Origin of the sequence: Chamaesiphon sp. OTE_8_metabat_110, assembly GCF_031382685.1 — a bacterium.
Lineage (GTDB): Bacteria > Cyanobacteriota > Cyanobacteriia > Cyanobacteriales > Chamaesiphonaceae > Chamaesiphon.
In genome coordinates, this window is record NZ_JANMZA010000602.1 from 1 (window position 1) to 19997 (window position 19997).

General features: G+C 46.6%; 18 protein-coding genes. 13 read left to right on the plus strand and 5 right to left on the minus strand.

From position 1 onward, the window contains the following. Positions 1-215 precede the first annotated feature (215 nt). Both RMO52_RS21680 and RMO52_RS21685 read left to right on the plus strand, forming a co-directional pair. Positions 216-1475 carry a SufS family cysteine desulfurase gene (locus tag RMO52_RS21680; protein ID WP_310418492.1) on the plus strand — a complete coding sequence of 420 codons (1260 nt, stop codon included), beginning with the start codon at positions 216-218 and terminating at the stop codon, positions 1473-1475. A 297-nt stretch (positions 1476-1772) separates the two neighbouring features. Beyond that, entirely contained in the window at positions 1773-2123 is a 351-nt protein-coding gene (locus tag RMO52_RS21685; RefSeq protein ID WP_309738220.1) for a single-stranded DNA-binding protein, read from the plus strand. Between the two features lie 182 nt (positions 2124-2305). Here RMO52_RS21685 and RMO52_RS21690 read toward each other — a convergent pair whose 3' ends face one another. Next, positions 2306-4078 (minus strand): ABC transporter ATP-binding protein, encoded by a 1773-nt coding sequence (locus RMO52_RS21690; RefSeq protein ID WP_310418457.1) that lies wholly within the window; start codon positions 4076-4078, stop codon positions 2306-2308. 160 nt (positions 4079-4238) lie between these two features. On the opposite strand from RMO52_RS21690, the gene RMO52_RS21695 reads away from it, so the two are divergent. The 5 genes from RMO52_RS21695 to RMO52_RS21715 all read left to right on the plus strand — a co-directional run bounded on the left by RMO52_RS21695 (position 4239) and on the right by RMO52_RS21715 (position 8853). Further along, positions 4239-5708 carry a trypsin-like peptidase domain-containing protein gene (locus RMO52_RS21695; RefSeq protein ID WP_310418459.1) on the plus strand — a complete coding sequence of 490 codons (1470 nt, stop codon included), beginning with the start codon at positions 4239-4241 and terminating at the stop codon, positions 5706-5708. Positions 5709-5903: 195 nt separating this feature from the next. Next, positions 5904-7316 (plus strand): trypsin-like peptidase domain-containing protein, encoded by a 1413-nt coding sequence (locus RMO52_RS21700; RefSeq protein WP_310418462.1) that lies wholly within the window; start codon positions 5904-5906, stop codon positions 7314-7316. Between the two features lie 190 nt (positions 7317-7506). After that, positions 7507-8016, plus strand: a complete 510-nt coding sequence (locus RMO52_RS21705; RefSeq protein WP_310418464.1) for a tetratricopeptide repeat protein — start codon at positions 7507-7509, stop codon at positions 8014-8016. A gap of 108 nt (positions 8017-8124) precedes the next feature. Continuing rightward, positions 8125-8412, plus strand: a complete 288-nt coding sequence (locus RMO52_RS21710; protein WP_309738217.1) for a DUF2470 domain-containing protein — start codon at positions 8125-8127, stop codon at positions 8410-8412. Between the two features lie 138 nt (positions 8413-8550). After that, positions 8551-8853 (plus strand): YkvA family protein, encoded by a 303-nt coding sequence (locus RMO52_RS21715; RefSeq protein ID WP_310418466.1) that lies wholly within the window; start codon positions 8551-8553, stop codon positions 8851-8853. A 174-nt stretch (positions 8854-9027) separates the two neighbouring features. Here RMO52_RS21715 and RMO52_RS21720 read toward each other — a convergent pair whose 3' ends face one another. Beyond that, the gene (locus RMO52_RS21720; protein ID WP_310418468.1) at positions 9028-10410 is read right to left on the minus strand and encodes a Rieske 2Fe-2S domain-containing protein; all 1383 of its coding nucleotides are present in this window, start codon (positions 10408-10410) and stop codon (positions 9028-9030) included. 231 nt (positions 10411-10641) lie between these two features. On the opposite strand from RMO52_RS21720, the gene RMO52_RS21725 reads away from it, so the two are divergent. The 3 genes from RMO52_RS21725 to mrdA all read left to right on the plus strand — a co-directional run bounded on the left by RMO52_RS21725 (position 10642) and on the right by mrdA (position 14902). Continuing rightward, on the plus strand, positions 10642-11889 hold the full coding sequence (locus RMO52_RS21725; protein WP_310418470.1) for a 4-hydroxy-3-methylbut-2-enyl diphosphate reductase: 1248 nt from the start codon (positions 10642-10644) through the stop codon (positions 11887-11889). Positions 11890-12227: 338 nt separating this feature from the next. Then, on the plus strand, positions 12228-12530 hold the full coding sequence (locus RMO52_RS21730; RefSeq protein WP_309743626.1) for a DUF6464 family protein: 303 nt from the start codon (positions 12228-12230) through the stop codon (positions 12528-12530). Positions 12531-13027: 497 nt separating this feature from the next. Continuing rightward, the gene (gene mrdA / locus RMO52_RS21735; protein WP_310418473.1) at positions 13028-14902 is read left to right on the plus strand and encodes a penicillin-binding protein 2; all 1875 of its coding nucleotides are present in this window, start codon (positions 13028-13030) and stop codon (positions 14900-14902) included. Between the two features lie 125 nt (positions 14903-15027). Here the strand turns inward: mrdA and fabD are convergent, their stop codons facing one another. The 3 genes from fabD to plsX all read right to left on the minus strand — a co-directional run bounded on the left by fabD (position 15028) and on the right by plsX (position 18283). Continuing rightward, positions 15028-15915 carry an ACP S-malonyltransferase gene (gene fabD, locus RMO52_RS21740; protein ID WP_396135072.1) on the minus strand — a complete coding sequence of 296 codons (888 nt, stop codon included), beginning with the start codon at positions 15913-15915 and terminating at the stop codon, positions 15028-15030. Between the two features lie 276 nt (positions 15916-16191). After that, positions 16192-17178, minus strand: a complete 987-nt coding sequence (locus RMO52_RS21745) for a beta-ketoacyl-ACP synthase III (protein ID WP_310418476.1) — start codon at positions 17176-17178, stop codon at positions 16192-16194. Between the two features lie 49 nt (positions 17179-17227). Continuing rightward, positions 17228-18283 (minus strand): phosphate acyltransferase PlsX, encoded by a 1056-nt coding sequence (gene plsX / locus RMO52_RS21750; RefSeq protein WP_310418479.1) that lies wholly within the window; start codon positions 18281-18283, stop codon positions 17228-17230. A 367-nt stretch (positions 18284-18650) separates the two neighbouring features. On the opposite strand from plsX, the gene RMO52_RS21755 reads away from it, so the two are divergent. The 3 genes from RMO52_RS21755 to RMO52_RS21765 all read left to right on the plus strand — a co-directional run bounded on the left by RMO52_RS21755 (position 18651) and on the right by RMO52_RS21765 (position 19946). Further along, on the plus strand, positions 18651-18959 hold the full coding sequence (locus RMO52_RS21755; RefSeq protein ID WP_310418482.1) for a type II toxin-antitoxin system HicA family toxin: 309 nt from the start codon (positions 18651-18653) through the stop codon (positions 18957-18959). Continuing rightward, positions 18952-19185: a type II toxin-antitoxin system HicB family antitoxin gene (locus RMO52_RS21760; RefSeq protein ID WP_310418486.1), complete on the plus strand. Its 234-nt coding sequence runs from the start codon at positions 18952-18954 to the stop codon at positions 19183-19185. The genes RMO52_RS21755 and RMO52_RS21760 overlap by 8 nt, the downstream gene beginning before the upstream one ends. 89 nt (positions 19186-19274) lie before the next feature. Continuing rightward, on the plus strand, positions 19275-19946 hold the full coding sequence (locus tag RMO52_RS21765; RefSeq protein ID WP_310418489.1) for a class I SAM-dependent methyltransferase: 672 nt from the start codon (positions 19275-19277) through the stop codon (positions 19944-19946). Positions 19947-19997: the final 51 nt, after the last annotated feature.

Consider the following 19997-nt stretch of genomic DNA (forward strand, 5'->3'; position numbering starts at 1 on the left):
TCTCCAGAGCCGGGGTTTAGATGTCGAAACAGCTAAGATATTACTAATTAACGCTTTTGCTGTAGAGATTATCGATCGCATCCCCGTCGCTTCAGTCCGCCAAAAACTAGCCGCAGCAGTAAAAGCATTTAAAGCTAGCTAAACATTGGCAAGCAATGACTAGAAAAAGTCCGATTCTACGACCGATCCACAACCTTACAGGAAATACCAGCGATATGAATTATCTTCAGACTAAAACTTTAACTATTGAAGATACAGTTCGAGCAGACTTCCCGATTCTTCACCGTGAAGTTCATGGCAAACCATTAGTCTATCTAGATAATGCGGCGACTTCCCATAAGCCTCATGCTGTTATTCACGCACTAGAACACTATTATAGCCACTACAATTCCAACGTCCATCGCGGCGTACATACCCTCAGTGCTGAAGCCACAGATGCTTATGAAGGTGCCAGAGAAAAGATTGCTAAATTCGTTAATGCAGCTACGTCGCAAGAGATTATTTATACCCGCAATGCGACTGAAGCGATTAACTTAGTTGCTTATAGTTGGGGATTGAGCAATCTTCAGCGCGGTGATGAAATTATTCTCTCGGTAATGGAGCATCATAGTAATCTAATTCCGTGGCAATTAGTAGCTCAAAAAACAGGTGCGCGGTTAAAGTTCGTTCAACTCACGCCAGAAGAAGAGTTTGATTTTGGACATTATCAATCACTAGTAAATGATAAAACAAAACTAGTATCGATCGTCCATGTTTCTAATACTTTAGGTTGTATCAATCCTGTCAAAGATATTATCGGACTAGCACATCAATATGGCGCAAAAGTATTAATTGATGCTTGCCAAAGTGCGCCACATATGCCGTTAGATGTGCAGGATATGGATTGTGATTGGCTGGCGGTATCGGGACACAAAATGTGCGGCCCGACTGGGATTGGCTTCTTATATGGTAAGCTGAATTTAATGCGATCGATGCCGCCGTTCTTAGGTGGTGGTGAAATGATTGCTGATGTATTCCTGGAAAATTCGACTTATGCAGACTTACCTCACAAGTTTGAAGCTGGTACTCCGGCTATTGCTGAAGCGATCGCATTAGGGGCGGCGGTAGATTATTTAACTAATATTGGCATGGATAAAATTCATGATTATGAAGTTGAATTAAATACCTATTTATTTGAGAAATTAATGCAGATTCCTCAAGTAAAAATCTATGGCCCCAAACCCCCCAAAGATCGGGCTGCATTAGCGTCATTTACGTCTGGTGATGTTCATCCTCACGATCTTTCGACGATGTTAGATCAAGCGGGAATTGCCATCCGTGCCGGACATCATTGCACTCAACCGTTGCACCGCTTTATCAAGGCTCAATCTACGGCGCGGGCGAGTTTGTATTTCTATAATACTAAAGCGGAAATCGATACTTTCATCGCCTCGTTACTCGAATCGATCGAGTTCTTTGATAGTATCTTTAGTTAGTATAATCTCTCTCCATCGCTGAATTGGAAAAAGTCGCTCGTAAATTAAAGATAGTAATCCTAAATTGGTGAGGCGCGCTGTTTTTGGTGCGTTACCCTGCGGGATAACACACCCTACATTTTTCCAAATTGAAGGGGATTGCTGTAGCTGTTGCCATGTCATCAGCTTTACAGATCCCCGACTTCTTTTGAGAAGTCGGGGATCTGGGTTTCAAGGAGAGTCTAGAATCCGCCATAACTCGGAATCCATCGATCGCCATTTCAAGGTAAAATAAGGTACATAACTACTAGATTGACTATGAGTATTAATGCCGTTCATTTGGTTGGGAGAGTTGGTGGCGATCCAGAGATGAAATATTTTGAATCTGGCACTCAGCTCTGTACGCTCACCCTCGCTGTCAATCGTCGGAGCAAGAATCAAGATCAGCCTGACTGGTTCAATCTGAAGATCTGGGGTAAAACGGCGGAAATCGCCAGAAACTATGCCAAAAAAGGCAGTCAAATTGGCATTAAAGGCTCGTTAGAAGTCGAAACTTGGACTGATAAGGCGACGGGTACCGAGCGCTCGCGCCCGGTGATTAAGGTTGATAGTCTCGATTTGCTTGGCTCGAAGAGAGATGCGGCTGAAGCTGTGCCAGACTATCAGTAGTAGCTGGAATGTGGGTACTGTCTCGATCGAGACAGTACCCACATGTCATATTTGAGCAGTTCAATTTTGGTAAGCTAGTATTGAGCGGCGCAAGTAAGTACATCATTTCTTGCTCCCAGTCCCCCAGTCTCCTCAAAATAGTAACTAGATTTATGCCGTAGAGTACCAGAGTGCGCCTAGTTTCAAGCGGCAACTTTGGCATTTTGTTGGATATTCCAGAGTCCAGCATAGATCCGATCGAGAGTTATTAACTCATCATGGGTACCGGCTTCGATTAATTGTCCGCGTTCCATGACATAGATGCAGTGGGCATTGCGGATGGTTGATAAACGATGCGCGATCGCAATTGTAGTTCGATCGAGGGTGATTTTATCTAAAGATCTTTGAATTGCGGCTTCGGTTTCATTATCGACAGCGGATGTGGCTTCATCGAGAATTAAGATCGGTGGGTTCTTTAATACCGCTCGCGCGATGGCAATGCGTTGGCGTTGTCCGCCGGATAGTTTTTGTCCGCGTTCGCCGACAATTGTGTCGTAGCCTTCAGGTAATAAGTCGATAAATTCGTCAGCTTCAGCAATTTTGGCAGCAGCAATTACTTCAGCTAAAGTTGCATCGGGACTACCATATGCAACATTTTCGCGGACAGATCCGTGGAATAAAAACACATCCTGACTGACTAAACCGATCGATCTCCGCAAGTCAGCTAGTTGTAGATCTTGAATATTAACCCCATCTAAAGTTATCTCTCCCGATTTAATTTCATATAATCGCAATAAGAGTTTTACTAAGGTACTTTTGCCCGAACCTGTGGCACCGACGATCGCAATTGTTTGTCCGGCAGGAATTTTTAGCGACAATTCTTTGACAACAGTCGATCGATCTGGATAGGCAAAAGTGATATTTTTTAACTCTATTTCACCGCGTACATGTGGAAGAGATAAACTACCTGAATCGATCGCGATCGGGGTATCGAGTAAATCCAGCACTCGATTAGTCGAAGCCATCCCGCGTTGATAGAGATCTAATGTCTCACCTAAGCGCGTTAGCGGCCATAATAAGCGTTGAGTAAGATAGACCAGAATACTATAAGTACCTACTTCTAATCGACCGTTTACAGCCGCAATACCACCGAGTAATAGCGTCATCGTAAAGCTAAACAGAACTGCCATCCGAATTAACGGCACAAATGCCGCGCTCACGGCGATCGCGCGTCGATTGCTCTGACGATAGGCTTCGCTATCAGCACGGACTCGATCGAGTTCGTAAGCCTCAGTAGTAAAACTTTTGATGGTGGTAATCCCGCCGAGATTATTCGCCAGTCGCCCGTTTAATAAGCCAACTTTTTCACGAATGTTGGCATAATAAGGTGCGAGTTTCTTTTGAAACCAAATCGAGCCGATAATAATAATCGGAATCGGCACGATCGACCACCAAGCGAGTGACGGTGCGAGGATAAAAAATACGCCGCCAATGACGATCGCATTCGTAACTACTTGAATGATTTCATTTGCCCCGACATCCAAAAATCTTTCGAGCTGATTGATGTCATCGCCGAGGATTCCCATCAGATTACCAGTACTTTGATTTTCAAAATATGCTAGTTCTAACTGTTGGATGTGTCCATAAGCATCGAGCCGGAGATTGTGCTGGATTTTTTGGGAGAGATTGCGCCAGAGATTGGTATATATATATTGAGACACAGATTCTAATACCCAAACGACAACGGTAATAATCGTCAAAATTATTAGCTGCTGCTCGACATTCTGAATCCCTCGCGAAGCTAGGAATGAATCTTGCTTTTTGACGACAACATCAACAGCAATCCCGATTAAAATTTCTGGAGCAACATCGCAAAGTTTATTAAAGACCGACCAAATTGCGGCTTGCCAAGTTTGTCCGCGATAGTTTCGTCCATAATTTAATAATCGTTGGAGGGGATGAGAGTTACTATTCATGCGATCGGCTAAATGTTGCACACTTTCATATGTTAGCCGTTATCCGAACCCGCATCAGAGTTGCGATCGAGTCGAGCGCCCAGCAGCACTGGTGTAGATTTGGATTAATATTAATACCATTACCACAGTCGGCACGTCGATTGGGAACTAATTAGAGCTTATGTCACATAAAATTTCGGCTTGGGTAGGGATCATCGGGATTTGGGCGACAATTCCGCTCATCCAAACGAGCGCGCTTGCCAAAACTTCAGTTGAAATTGGCGATACAGCTAGGGCAATTACTGTTGCCATTAGCGAGCCGCAGAGTGTCGGTTCGGGGGTAATCCTGCAACAGCAAGGCGATACCTACACCGTCCTCACCGCCGCTCACGTAGTCAGAAATAAAGTAGCCTACAAAATTACCACCTCAGACGATCGCCAGTACTCAGTGATTAGCAGCTCGATTAAACCTGCACCGGGAAGTGTCGATCTGGCGATCGTCAAATTCAAAGCAAATGCCAAATATCCCACCGCCAAACTGGGCAGTTCTCAGCGGCTCAAATCGGGGATGGAGCTATATGTCGCTGGATTTCCCGCCGCCACCCAAGTACTAACTAAATCGGTATTCATGTTTAGGGAAGGTAAAGTTTCTGCCAATAGTAATCAAACTTTCGAGGCAGGTTATTCGCTGGTATATAGTAACGACACTCTACCAGGGATGAGTGGTGGAGCGGTATTGAATACCAACGGCGAACTGGTTGCCATTCATGGTAGGGGCGATCGCGAACGACTTAGCGATAATACATTTGGTAGTAAAACTGGCTTTAATGTCGGGATTCCGATCGATCGATTTGTCGCGATTGCCAGTAGTATGGGCGTCCCCTTGAGCAAGTCGGTAGCCGCTGCGCCCCCACCAACTACCGCACCCAAAGCAGATGATTACTTAGCATCAGCCGCTCAAAAGTATCGTAACCGCGACTATCGGGGCGCATTAGCCGAATACGATCGCGTCATCCAACTCCAACCTAATAGTTCGCCCGCTTACAATTATCGCGGCGTACTCAAAGTAAAAATTCAGGATTTCGAGGGCGGACTGGCAGACTACAATCGTGCCATCCAACTCGATGCCAACTATGGCGAAGCCTATAGCAATCGCGGGAATTTGAAAGCCAACAAATTGCAAGATCTCTCTGGTGCAATGGCTGACTACGATCTGGCGATTTCCCTACAGGAACGCTCCGCGAACGAACTCAGCCCCAAATATGCTCCGGCTTATGCCTATCGCGGCAGGTTGAAAGTCAAAAATATGGATGCGAATGCTGGCTTGGCTGACTACAACCGGGCGATTAAAATCGATCCTAATGAGGCTACTTACTACAGCTATCGTGCCTTCTTGAAAATAGTTACTAACGATCGTCCAGGTGCCATGACTGACTTCAATCGATCGATCGAGATCGATCCGAATAATGCGTCTACTTACTTCAAACGTGGCGATTTTAGATACTATACACTCAAGGATTTCGCCGGGGCGATTACCGATCTCGAAATAGCGGCTAAACTCGCCGAGCAGCAGGATGATACCGAACTATATCGACAGTCGAGCGTTCGGCTAAAACGCTGGCGGCAACAGATGAACGAGTCTAAACGTTAGTCTAAGTAACTCGATCGTTGCTGTTTGCAGTACGATCGAGTGTGTTATGAAATCCAGTCACTCGATCGAGATCGATAAATTATCGATAAATTATCGATAAATTACATGGCTCTCCTGCCATTTTGGGGAAATAGCTTAAAACATCAATCGCTCGTGCCATCAAAACCCCTTTCCCCTCTTTCAATTTATATCCCCATGTTACCCAGAATCTCCCTGTGGGCAGGACTAATCGGCATTGCCGCTACGATTCCCCTCGTCCAGACGATTGCCGCTGCCAAGTCCTCAGTCGAGATTGGCGAGACAGCTAAAGCAATTACCGTCCTGATTACCGCACCCGATAGTGTCGGCTCGGGAGTCATTCTCCAACGGCAAGGCGATATTTATACAGTCCTTACTGCCGCTCACGTAGTGAGGAACAAAACCAGCTATCAAATTACGACATCCGACGATCGCAAGTACGATGTCATCAGTAGCTCGATTCGCTCATCTCCAGGTAGTATCGATCTGGCAGTAGTCAAATTTAAATCGACAACGAAATATCCCACCGCCAAACTCGGAAATTGTAACCTGCTCAAATCGGGAATGGATCTCTACGTCGGCGGATTTCCAAGGACGAGTAGGGCGATTAATGAGGCTATTTTTGTATTTAGGGAAGGTAAAGTCTCAGCCAATAGTACCAAAGTCTTAGAGAATGGCTACTCGTTAATTTATAGTAACAGCACTCTTCCAGGCATGAGTGGTGGCGCGGTACTCAATAGTGAGGGAGAACTAGTCGCCATTCACGGCAGGGGCGACCAAGATGATAGTGGTGCTAAAACTGGATTTAATCTCGGCATCCCAATCAACCGCTTCGCGACAGTTGCTAGCAAAATGGGCGTGGATCTAGGCGAGAAAGTCGCAGCCATTCCGCAAAATACCGCACCAACAGCCGATGACTATATCGCGCTAGCAGGGCAGAAATTTGGAAAACAAGATTATCGGGGTAGTCTAGCCGACTACAATCGGGCTATCCAACTCGCTCCCAACTATGCTGTTATCTACAACTATCGCGGTAGGCTCAAAGGCGAGAGACTTCAGGATATTCAAGGAGAACTAGCCGATTATAACCGCGCCATCCAACTCGACCCCAAATTTGCTGGTGCTTACTACAATCGCGGTATGCTTAAACGCGATCGACTCCAAGACAATCAGGGCGGATTAGCTGATTTCAATCGCGCCATCCAACTCGATCCTAACTTTACTTTTGCTTATGCTGCTCGCGGTATGCTCAAATATATCAAACTCCAAGATATTCAGGGCGCATTGGCCGATTTCAATCGCACTCTTCAACTCGATCCCAACTTTGCTGATACCTACTTCTTTCGCGGTGCGCTCAAATATACCGAACTCCAAGATATTCAGGGCGCATTAGCCGATTTCAATCGCACTCTTCGACTCAAACCTCAGTTTGCTCCAGCTTATGCTGCTCGCGGTTTGCTCAAATATGGTCACTTGCAAGATCGAGCTGGTGGAATAGCTGACATGCAACGAGCCGCAAAATTATATCAACAACAAGGCGCTGTGAAATCTTATCAGGAAACGATCGACCAACTGCAAAAATGGCAGTAGACTTAAAGCACCTTAGTTTCTAGTTAGATGCCTGTTTGCAGTTGGTCGAACTATCTGCACTTTTACTAGCCACTCTAACACCAGACGATCGCAGATCCCATTACTCCAACAATTAGCGATCGCGCATAAAGTTCGGGTGTTTACCCCAATATCAACAGTACAACTCAAGTACTGGAGGTAAATTACCAAGATGATGCACGACAAAGACCCCTCATTCTGGCAATTTCATTTAGAGAACGCCAAAACAATGGGAGATCGCGAACTCGAAGCTGTGGCGCTGACTAACTTAGGCGCTAGCTATCATACCGCCCATCAATATCAGCGCGCGATCGCGAAATACCGCCAAGCGATCGCCATTTTTCAGGAGCTGGCGGATCTCGATCGCGAAATCTGGGCACTTACCAATCTTGGGAGCGCCTACAATTGCCTTCAGGAATACGCCCGAGCTGTTATCACCTATCGCCAAGCGATCGATCTTGCTAGTACTAGAGGCACATTGGTACCACCAGGTTTGCTGTGCAATCTCGGGCAAACTTATCGATCGATGGGGCGATATGATGAAGCGATAGCCGTATGTGAGGAGGCAATTGGCACACTGCGGGAGAGCGGTAGCACGGTGGAATTGACTGAAACCGTTCGAGTGCTAAAAGATCTTCGACACGAACATAATACACTCTCTTCGGGCGTGGCAATTACTTAGCGATCGAAGTTGCTAGTATTGAGATCTAGTTTGGCAATTCGTCGAGGTTTACTGGCGATCTGCGGTACGATCGAAAGGTATTTTACTACCTATTTAATTCACAATCCTATGGCAGATCCTATTACTCCAGCCATCAGCGAGCGTATCTGTAAGCATATGAACGACGATCATGCTGCGGCGGTGCTTACCTACGCTCAAGTTTACGGGAAATCACCTACTGCGGAGACAGCCGCAATGAGTGCGATCGATCCGTTGGGGATGGATCTTACCGCGCAAGTCGATGGTGAAACCGTTAATCTACGAATTCCATTCGATCGAGAATTAACGGATTCTGAAGATGCTCATCAAACCCTCATCGCGATGATTAAACAAGCCAGAACCCTCTCTTCCACCTAAAGCCTCAAGCCTAGAGCCTAAAAGCCTAAAAAGGTGTGGACGACACGAAAGAAATTTCAGTTTTCCACACCTTTAACAGTTTAAGAGTGTAGGCGATACTAGTAAGTAAGTCAGAAATAGCTCTTTTAGGAGACCAATATGAACTTTTCGATCCAATCGATTTACAACTGGTATCGCGATCTGTTACGCAATCCTAAATATCGCTGGTGGGTGGTAGCTGGATCGCTCCTTTATCTCGTAAGTCCGATCGATATTTCTCCTGATGTTTTCCCTGTCATCGGTTGGTTAGATGATGGGATTATTATCTCGCTATTAATTGCTGAAGTTTCGCAAATTGCTAAAGAGAAGTTACAAGCAAACAATCCTAGAGCGGATAAATCTACAACATCAACAACTGTCGAGGATGCTCCAGTTGATGTCAAAGCAGTTACTATTGAGTGAATAGTGAATAGTGATTAGTCATTAGTGATTAGTTAACCTTATTGGCTATTCAGGGAAATTAGTCCGCGTAGGCGGACTTTGCATCACTAGCCACGACTTCAGTCGTAGGCACTCTATAGAAACCCGACTTCTTTGTTGAAGAAGTCGGGTTTCTGTTTGAGGTTAATTCTATTCCTAACGATTTCTTGCTGGAATCCGATCTCCTCGCTCCAGCCTGATTTGCAGGCGATTTAAGACCAACCAAATTAGCGCACCACCTCCGACTATGCCGATCGCGACTAAGCCCAAATTGAGGGCATTTTCACCACCGCTGAGCGCCATAATTGTCGTGCCGATCCAAGCGAGAATCGCGATAACCACGATCGCTTGCTTGGCTGTCTGAATATTTTTGTGGGCAGTCCGACAACTGTGACAATGCTCGGTATGACTGTGATAGCGATCGAGCAATTGCTTAGTGGCTAAAGGTGGCTGGAAAACTTGCCCCGGAAAGGGATCGGCATGATAATTATTCAACCACTGCCGATATTCAAACACGAATCGATCGGCTTTTGTCGGGAGATAAAATGCTTGACTAAAATTTTCACTGCCACCACTGTGGGCGAGATAGCGCTCTTGGTGATGCAGGAAAATTTGGTCGTCTTCGAGGATCGCATTATTATTGATATGCGAATACCATTGGGGCGTAGCGCTAATAAAGAATGCGGGCAGTTTGTTAGCAAATTTGAACGGGAATCTGGCAAAAATCCGACACTCACCTTTGCGCGTGGGGGTGGCATAAACTACCGTAATCGTCTCGCCAAACTGCTTGGATGTGAGTTCGTGCCACATCAGGCAGGGCGCGATGAAGGTGGTATCCTGTCTTCCGAGTGTACCCTTTCGCGGCCCCTCCGCCCAAGTGCCCGTAAAGCCAGATTTATCGGATGATACTACTTCCAACTCTACCGGACTAGCATTCGATCGCTTGCCGACGCTATTGTGATGGGTGTAGGGTAAATGGCTCGGATCGAGGACATTTTCGAGCAAAGTTGCCGCATCATAGGGTAAGTCTCGAAACGTATTTAAGACGATCCACCCATCTGTCGGCTTGGCATCTACCATCGGTACTGGCATCAGCGGTACTGGTGTCTGCGCGGCGAGATTTGGCGTGCCGGGATAGATAAATAACAAGCCTTGCGCGACAGTCGTCGGTAGGGATTTGACACAAGCGCGGCGAGAGGTTTCGGCTTTAGCATCGGGTAACTGCTGGGGGATGCGATCGCAAGTACCAGCGCCTGTAAATGCCCAACCGTGATAGGGACATTCGAGTAAACCATCTTCAGCAATTCTCCCTTCTGAGAGTCGCGCTAGCCGATGGGGACAACGATCGTCAAATGCTCGCCACGCCTGAGCTTGAGTGTCCCACCAGAGAACCAAATCGCGATCGAGTAACGTAAATGGTGTCGGTGTAAGTTTATCTAGATCCTCAATGTAAAATACTGGATACCAAGACTCGATCGGATCGAACCGAGTCGGATCGTTGCCACCTGCTGTTGCTGGTACTGATAGTGCTGTTGTCATCGATGCCTTACCCCGTGCGACTCGTTTGCTTTACACTCCTTTACATCTAAGATAACAATCGATCGCAAGTTGCCGCAACCAAATCGAACTTAAGCACAAACACCGATCCGCTATCCCCCAATCGATATAATGCTATTAATCGCTCTTGGCGACACATCGCCCGATTCACCCTACCGAATCCGTAATTATTAATTATCAACTATTAATTATCAATTAATTTACTGCGCCATCATGGATACCAAAGCATTTAAGAGATCGCTCAACCAATCAGAAAACTACCACCGCAAAGGATTCGGACATCAAGCCGAGGTAGAGGTGGTCTTAAAATCAGAATATGAAAGCGATTTAATTAAAGAGATTCGCGATCGCAACTATACCCTGACTCGCGGCGATGTCACGATTCGATTGGCAAAATCTTTTGGCTTTTGTTGGGGAGTAGAGAGAGCGGTAGCGATTGCCTATGAAACGCGCCAGCACTTCCCCACCGAGCAGATTTGGATCACAAATGAAATCATTCACAATCCTTCTGTCAATCAACGATTGCGGGAGATGAAAGTGAACTTCATTGAGGTTGAAAATGGATCGAAAAATTTCGATAAGATCGATCGGGGCGACGTCGTAATTCTCCCTGCTTTTGGTGCTAGCGTCCAAGAAATGCAACTGCTAAACGATAAGGGCTGTACGATCGTCGATACGACTTGTCCCTGGGTATCTAAGGTCTGGAATACGATCGAGAAACACAAGAAAAGAGATTATACCTCGATTATTCACGGTCAATACAAGCATGAAGAGACTGTCGCCACTAGTTCATTTGCCGACAAATATTTAGTTGTCTTAAATATGGATCAGGCAAATTATGTTGCCGATTATATTTTGAATAATGGCAACTCGCCGGAAGAAAAATCGCAACGACGGGCTGAGTTTCTCGAGAAATTTAGTCAGGCTTACTCAGTAGGATTCGACCCAGATTTAGATCTCGAAAAAGTAGGAATCGCCAATCAAACCACGATGCTCAAAACCGAAACTGAAGCGATCGGGAAATTGTTCGAGCGGACGATGATGAAAAAATATAGTACTGCTGAATTAAACGACCACTTCCAAAGCTTCAATACTATCTGCGATGCCACCCAAGAGCGTCAGGACGCCATGTTCGAGCTAGTGGACGAGCCGATCGACCTGATGCTAGTCATCGGCGGCTACAACTCATCTAACACCACTCACCTCCAAGAAATCTCTATCGAACATCAGATTCCTTCGTATCATATAGATAGCGAATTCCGCATTTTGGCTGATAATCAGATCGAACATAAACCACTATTGAAAGATTTGGAAATTACCGAAAATTGGCTGCCAGCCGGGAAGATTGTCGTGGGTATTACCTCTGGAGCTTCTACTCCCGATAAAGTAGTCGAAGCCGCGATCGAACGAATTTTTGCGACAAAAAGCGGACAGACACTGGCGCTGGCACTCCCGTCTTAAGTAGATCGACTTACTGGTGCCAAATTTTGCTGGCGGGTACTTAAAAGATCGTTAGCAAAATCAGATTTAAATCTGAGTAAGAGCGCACAAAAAGCTCACCTCTGGGCTGCTGACTTTGACTGCTTACTTCAGCCATTTGGTAGCAAGTAGCGGCGTAATTTAGGTATCGATATCGATACCGATCGGCTCCTAAAATCTCGCAACATTCACAGACAAAGCCCGACGAGCGAGAGCGAATCCAGTCAAATATTTGGTTGGATTCGCAATTTTTAATAAAAGTACTGTTTTCTGCCTAAATTAGCAGGTTATCATGTTAATTAAGAATTGAGGTGCGATGGGTGATCCACACATTAATAGGTATTGGTGCGATTATTTTGATAACGATCGTCTGCTTTTGGTTGCGATCCAACCATCGGCTCCGCGCTCGCAGTCGTCGGCTGACGGTGACAGAAGCTAGCTCCAATCGGCGGTTTTACAAACGAATAACCAGAGACCCGGAAGAACAATACATCGAGGGCGTTGGCTATGTTATCGGCGATCTGAGTTGTAGCTACAATGCCAGATCGCCCTATATCCGCTGCGCGGTAAATCCAGACGGTCTGTGCCAAGATTGTCGCCACTATCAGTCGAAGGAAGAATAGATAGTGGATCGCTAAAACTTTTTAGTCAGCATCGATTTTTCGCGCAAAAATCGAGCGCACAATATTAGTAGTCGCGCGCTCGGCTCATCCGACTGCCATTTCATGACAGCTAGTTCCAGCGATCGCATTCCGCCTAAATTTAGGATCCCATCGTGACGCTCTTCCGTTCGTGGCTTTAGTCAGTCGGGAAATTGAGCTAGATCGACATTTTGCTCGAATCACCTTGACAGATTTCCGAAAATATTATCAAGATAAGCTACCGATCGGATTGGCGATCGCGGTAATCTCATACTGAAACGAAATCTTGCTTCAGTTTGGGCAAAAGAGCGCCAGATTTAGGACGATAACTACTGGCGATCGCCATTAGAAACGCGATAGATTTGCTCATCATCAATTTTAGTGCGGTATCCCCTACTCAGACAAATGACCGAGATCGGCTAAAATCCCAACTAACTCAGTTGACAACTCACCCGACCCCTCAAGCCAAGCTTACTTTTATGCAGAATCGGTTCTCTGACAATTTATCTGGCGATTTATCCAGCAGCGATCTGGGGATCTCAGGTTTTTACAACAAAAAACGTACTGTCGGACAGAGAAACCAAGCTGGGGTCTTGATGACAATTATCGGGGTAGGATTGCTCGGTGGTATTGGTTCGCGGTTGAGCTATCTCCAGTTAAACCAAGGAACGGTAAATCGTCAAGTTGCCGAAACCAATCGCGTCCGAACTGTTGCCAAACCGCCAGTCCGGGGGAATATTTACGATCGCAAGGGCAGGCTGCTAGCTGGGAATAAATTATCTCACTCAATTTTTATCTGGCCGCTGGCAACCAAGCGGGAAAATTGGCTGACAACTCGCGCTCAGATCGCCCAGATTTTGAATATCGATGAGGAAACAATTCAAGCCAAATTAACTGGGGTGAGTATAAATTCGACCAATCGAGTCAGGATCGTCCGCGATTTGACCGAAGCCCAGATTACCAGACTCCAAGAGTATGGTGCCGAAAAAGAAGGCATCGATGTCGATATCGAATCAGTTCGGTATTATCCCGGCGGTCAACTGGCGGCGCACGTCTTGGGCTATACGGGAGAAATGAACGATCGGGAATTAGCCAAAAACCGCGCCAATGGCTACCGGATGGGTGATGTAACTGGTAAAATGGGTCTAGAATCGACCTTAGAATCGCGATTGCGGGGTGAGTGGGGTGGAACTCAAGTCGAAGTCAACGGTGCGGGACGATTGCAGCAATTTTTGGGTCAAAAAGTCTCCAAATCAGGGCAAGATGTCACGACTACACTCGATCTAGAGCTACAAAAAGTGGCAGAAGAGGCGATTGGGAAGAATAAAGGCGCGATCGTTGCGATGGATCCCCACACGGGTGAAATTTTGGCGATGGCTAGTCGCCCTGCTTTCGACCCAAATCAACTCTCGGGGCGGATTTCTCCCGATGTCTGGAAGAAGTTGCAAGGGCAAGATCATCCGTTTGTAAATCGCTCCTTACAACCTTTTCCACCTGCGAGTACTTACAAAATTATTACGACGACCGCCGCACTAGAGTCGGGAAAATTCAAACCTGACGCCATCCTCCAAACTTATCCTTCGATTACAGTCGGCGGTTTTACATTTCGCGATTGGAATCGGGCGGGGTTTGGGCCATTAGGCTTTCCTGGTGCCCTCAAATGGAGTAGCGATACCTTCTTTTATCAAGTCGGACAGCGGATCGGTGGGCCGACCTTAATCGATTGGACGCGCAAATATGGCTTCGGCAAGCGCACTGGTATCGAACTCCCCGAAGAAGCCAAAGGCTTGGTCGCTGACGATAAATGGAAACAATTGAATTATAAAATGCCGTGGTCGGTCGGCGATACCATTAATATGTCGATCGGTCAAGGCTTTCTCCAAGCTACACCGCTCCAAGTCGCTGGCATGTTCGCCGTTCCGGCTAATGGTGGCTATCACGTTCAACCACATCTCATCAAAGATCCCACCAAACGCGAATGGCGAGAATCGCTGAATCTTAAACCCAGTACGATTGCCACTCTCCGTAAAGGTTTACGGGAAGTCGTCGATGGTGGTACTGGTGGGGCGATGAATACGGAGACAATTCCCAAATCCGCCGGAAAAAGTGGTACTGCTGAAGCTCCTCCAGGTGCGGATCATGTGTGGTTTGGCTCCTACGCACCGCTGGATAAACCCGAAATCGTCGTCGTGGCTTTTGGCGAACATACTGGTGGTGGGGGCGGTAAAACCGCCGCGCCGATGGTACTCAAGGTGATGGAAGCTTATTTTAATGGTGGCAAGCCGTTGCCAGTCAAATTAGATAAAGACGGTAGTCCCATCCCAACACCTAGAAAAGTCCGCAATCGTCGTTAGAGAGGGAATAGGGGATAGGGAATAGGGGATAGGGGATAGGGGGGACTGGGAGAGGATGAGATGATTGCATTACCTTTTACCTTTTACCTTTTACCTCTTACCTTTTACCTCTTACCTTTTACCCCTTATCCGATCGATTCCAAGTCCGAAATCCCGCTCACCTGTGCCACCGAAATTGACTCACAAGTGCGCTTAATCAGTCCGCCTAATACTTTTCCTGGCCCGACCTCGATCGCGCGTTCGATGCCCAATTCGGGCAACTGGAGCGAGATTTCTCGCCACCGTACCGCACCAGTAATTTGGCTGTCGAGTTGGGCTTTTAATTTACGCGCATCGGTGGTGGGAATTGGTGCCACATTCGAGAGGACGGGAATTTTGGCATCGTGAAAATCGATCGGTGCGAGGAGCTTGCCAAACTCGGCAGCGGCTGTCGCCATCATCGGCGAATGAAACGCCCCCGAGACATTGAGGGGGATCGCCCGTTTGACTTTAATTTTGGCAACTACAGCGGCAATTCCAGCGGCGGTACCCGAGATTACTACTTGGGCGGTACTATTATCATTGGCAATAACTACATCTTCAGTATCGGCGATCGCGGCTTCTAGTTGCTCGCGATCGAATCCTAACAAAGCTGTCATGCCGCCTTGCGATGCGAGATCCATCAATTCGGCACGACGTTTGACTAGCTCCAGTCCCGTCTCAAAGTCAAATACGCCAGCCGCATACAAGGCGACATACTCACCTAAACTATGCCCAGCCACGATATCGGGTTTCAATCCGCGCTGTCTGAGTAAGTCTACTAAGATGCTTTCAATGACATACAAAGAGGGCTGTGTATAGCGAGTATTTGCCAATTTTACTTCATCATTTTGACAAACATCGAGTACCGACCAGCCCAATATAACGCTCGCCCGATCGAATGTTGCTTTAGCCGAATCGATCGTAAGTAAATCTACACCCATACCGAGTACTTGTGAGCCTTGTCCGGGAAATACCCATGCAGTTTTCATAATAGTTATGCTTTAAAAAATTGAAATATAAATTAATTCGGCGTTGCTGAAATAATGGATAATTTGCCCTCACCCCGCCAGATCCTTCGGCTCTGGCTCCCCTCTGTCTTGATTCGCTAAACTGTCGGGGAACCCGACGAGCGCGAATCGCTCCCAAGCTTGGGAGCGGCGTTTTTATGTCTAGGGTTCCCCCCGAATAAAAAAACGACAAGACAGAGGGGTTGGGGGTGAGGGCAAAATCTATGCTTCATACCCCAATTCAGCAACGCCATTAATTCTTTAATTTCCCCATTTAAAGATCGCCGCACCCCAACTCAAACCCGCCCCAAAGCCGGATGTCGCGATCGTATCGCCAGTTTGAATTTTACCAGCTCGGACTGCTTCATTGAGTGCGATCGGAATTGAAGCCGCCGAAGTATTCCCATATTTAGCCACATTACTTACTACTTTTTCTGGGGGGATCTGTAACCGCAGGGCAACGGCATCCATAATGCGTTGATTGGCTTGGTGCAAAATCAACCAGTCAATATCGGCACTAGTTAGATGAGCTTGGTGGATAACTTTATCGATCGCATCGGGCACGCGATTGATGGCAAATCGATAGACTTCCTTACCATTCATGGTGATGTATTGATACTTACCTTGCGTAAGTACTACCCCAGGAATCAATTCACGTAATTCTGGCTTAAAACTCAGATTCAGACAGCAATTTTGACTGCCATCGCTGCTAATTTCAAATCCTAGCAATCGATCGGGATTAATAGTTCCTTGCATTAACACGGCACCCGCACCGTCCCCAAATAACACGCAAGTATTCCGATCTTGCCAATCCACCCACCGCGATAATAAATCGGCACCAATTACCAGAACATTCCGATACACACCCGATCGTAAAAATTGTGCCGCAGTCACCACCCCAAACACAAATCCCGAACAAGCAGCAGTCAAGTCAAACGCGACTGCTCTAGTTGCCCCGAGTTGAGCCTGAATCCGACAAGCACTCCCAAATAAATCTTCCGCAGAAGAAGTCGCTAATATAATCAGATCGACATCTTCAGCCGCTACTCCAGCCATCTCCAACGCCTGCTGTGCCGCCTGAGTCGCCAAACCAGCCAATGACTCGCGATCGTGACCGATGTGTCGTTGCCGAATCCCCGTGCGGCTAGAAATCCACTCATCAGAAGTATCTACTACCTGCGCTAGCTCGTCATTGAGTACAATTGTCTCCGGGGCAGCCGCGCCGCAGCCGATAAAAGTAACTCCCATTAATGTGTGGTTTGATGACATGTAGATAGAGGATGGGTGGGAATTTAGATTAATCGCTGGTCGCCACAGTTGTCTCTGGCTGTGGCTGTGGCGCTTTATCGCGAGTAGAAGATTGAATTTGGGCGATGACGTTTTTATCGACGGCACTTTTGGCAGAACGGATGGCATTGGCGATCGAAAAAGCATCCGAACTACCATGACTGATAATACACACCCCATCTACTCCTAATAGTAAACCACCACCATGTTCGGCAGCATCGATGCGCTTTTTAAGCCGTTTGAGGTTGGGTGCTAGTAGCGCTGTACCCACTTTGCCATTCCAACCGCGCGGTAACTCTTCCTTGAGCATCTGAACGACAATATTACCTACCGCTTCGGCAAACTTGAGGAGGATATTGCCCACAAACCCATCGCAGACGATGACATCAAAATTGCCAGACAGGACATCACGCCCTTCTGCATTACCCACAAAATTGATATGCTCGTTTTGCTGCAAGCTCTCATGCGCCTTGACCGCAACTTCATTACCTTTGGACTCTTCCTCACCAATGTTGAGTAGACCCACTTTAGGCGCTGCTACACCCATCACATATTGACTGTAGACCGAACCCATCACTGCAAATTGTTCGAGATATTTGGGACGACAATCGACATTCGCACCCACATCCAAAATTACTACCGATTTATCCGCACGATTGGTCGGAAATACTGCCGCAATTGCGGGTCTGTCGATCCCCCGCAACCGCCCCAACCGCAATAACGCTGCCGCCATCGCCGCGCCAGAATGCCCCGCCGAGACTACCGCATCGGCTCGACCATCTTTGACCAGTTGCATCGACACATTAATCGACGCCTTGGGCTTGCGCCGCAGGGCACCCAGGGGTTCTTCGTGCATTTCGATCGTCCCTTCAGCAGGCACGATCTCCAGTTTGGGCGCATTGGGATGTCGATCGAGACAAGCCTGAAGTTGCACTGGATCGCCCACTAAGATGACGTCTACGTCTGTTAATTCTGTTTGAGCTAGGATCGCCCCCGCGACGATGGCGGCGGGTGCATCATCACCACCCATTGCGTCAAGTGCGATGCGTGCGCGAGTTGAAGCCATTGATGCCACTAAGTAGAAACCATCCGAATTCTACCAGAATATGACGCCCGATCGAACCATAACGGATCTGACCGAATGTAAGTTACCAATGGGCGATCGTTACTACCATCCACCCGATTTATCGAGAAATTCGAGTTTATGTTTCTACGTTTGGCGATCGAAACACCTAGCAACTTGGGTTAATAGACGTTTAGCAATATTTGTGGCACGACCGAATTAAATCGAGCTACATTATTGTCCGAACTGTGATTAGAATGATTGACTGTGATTAAATCTTAGTCTATCTGTTAATCTTAAAAATCATAGTTCAGACGGTGTAGCTCGATCGATTAAAATAGAACACACTAATTAACAGCATTTCTCGATCGTGGGTAAACTAGAAAAGTTAATAGAGCTATTCCTGCGCCAGCCGCCAGAAGTAAGATTTGCAGATGTCCTTTATCTTCTTGAGGCTTTTGGATATACGGAGCAGCGTTCCAAGGGTAGTCATCATACATTTTCAGACCCAGATGGACAAACGATCGTCATTCCAAAAGTCAGCGGTCAAAAAGTCAAAAGAGTTTATGTGAAGCGGATTATCGAACTGCTAAACTTAAATAGTAACCTTACTGCTAGCGATCTAGAACTAGACTCAGTGGTTGTCGAATTAGAACCAGAGGAAAATAGCAATGACTAACGCAGTTGAGTTACGAACGCTGGCAGATTATCTCAAGCTCAATTATCCGATCGTACTTCATATCGATCCAGATGGCGGTTACGTTGCGGAGATCAAAGATTTACCTGGCTGTCTGACTCAAGGAGAAACGATCGAAGAAACATTAAAAAATATCAATGAAGCGCGAGAGTTATGGCTAGAAACAGTGTTTGAATTAGATAAATCTATTCCATTGCCTAGTGATTAGATCGAAACTCGATCGATTTTCTCTGGTCGTTCGCATGTATCCATTCATCTTCTAAGATAAGATTGCCACATTACATACATCTAGAGCCGATGAACAGAATTTTAGAGCCAGAAGTCATGGATACCTGGCTAGAAGCAACAGCGTATGATGCAATGGATTTTACCGCTGTGAATACGGCATTTGCGACAGATGCGATGTCGCTCGATCCTCATGCTATCAAAGTTTTGGACATCGGTACTGGCACTGCACGCATCCCGATTTTGATGTGTCAACAACGTCCCCAATATCTATTTACAGCCATCGATTTGGCACAATCGATGCTGATTATCGGTCAACGCAATGTAGAAGCGGCGCAACTAACTCAGCGGATTAGATTGGAACGGGTAGACTCCAAACGGATGCCATATCCCGATCTAGAGTTTGACATGGTAATTTCTAATAGTTTAGTCCATCATCTGCCCGAGCCATATTTACTATTTCAAGAGATTAAACGGCTGATTAAATTAGATGGGGCAATCCTAATTCGTGACTTAATTAGACCGGAAAATGAGCGCGCTGTCAATGAGCTAGTTACTAAATTTAGTGGTAATTACGATCCGCAGCAACAACTGTTATTTGAGGACTCACTCAAAGCAGCATTGACACTCGCTGAAGTCCGCGAACTAATCGATCGAGTCGGATTGACACAGGTAAAATTATCCCAAACATCCGAGCTACACTGGACGATCGAGCGTCAAAAAAATATAATCGATCGCATCTAAGGTAATATAATAAATCGCCAGCTATTTTTGTCAAGCTAAATGTTAAATCGC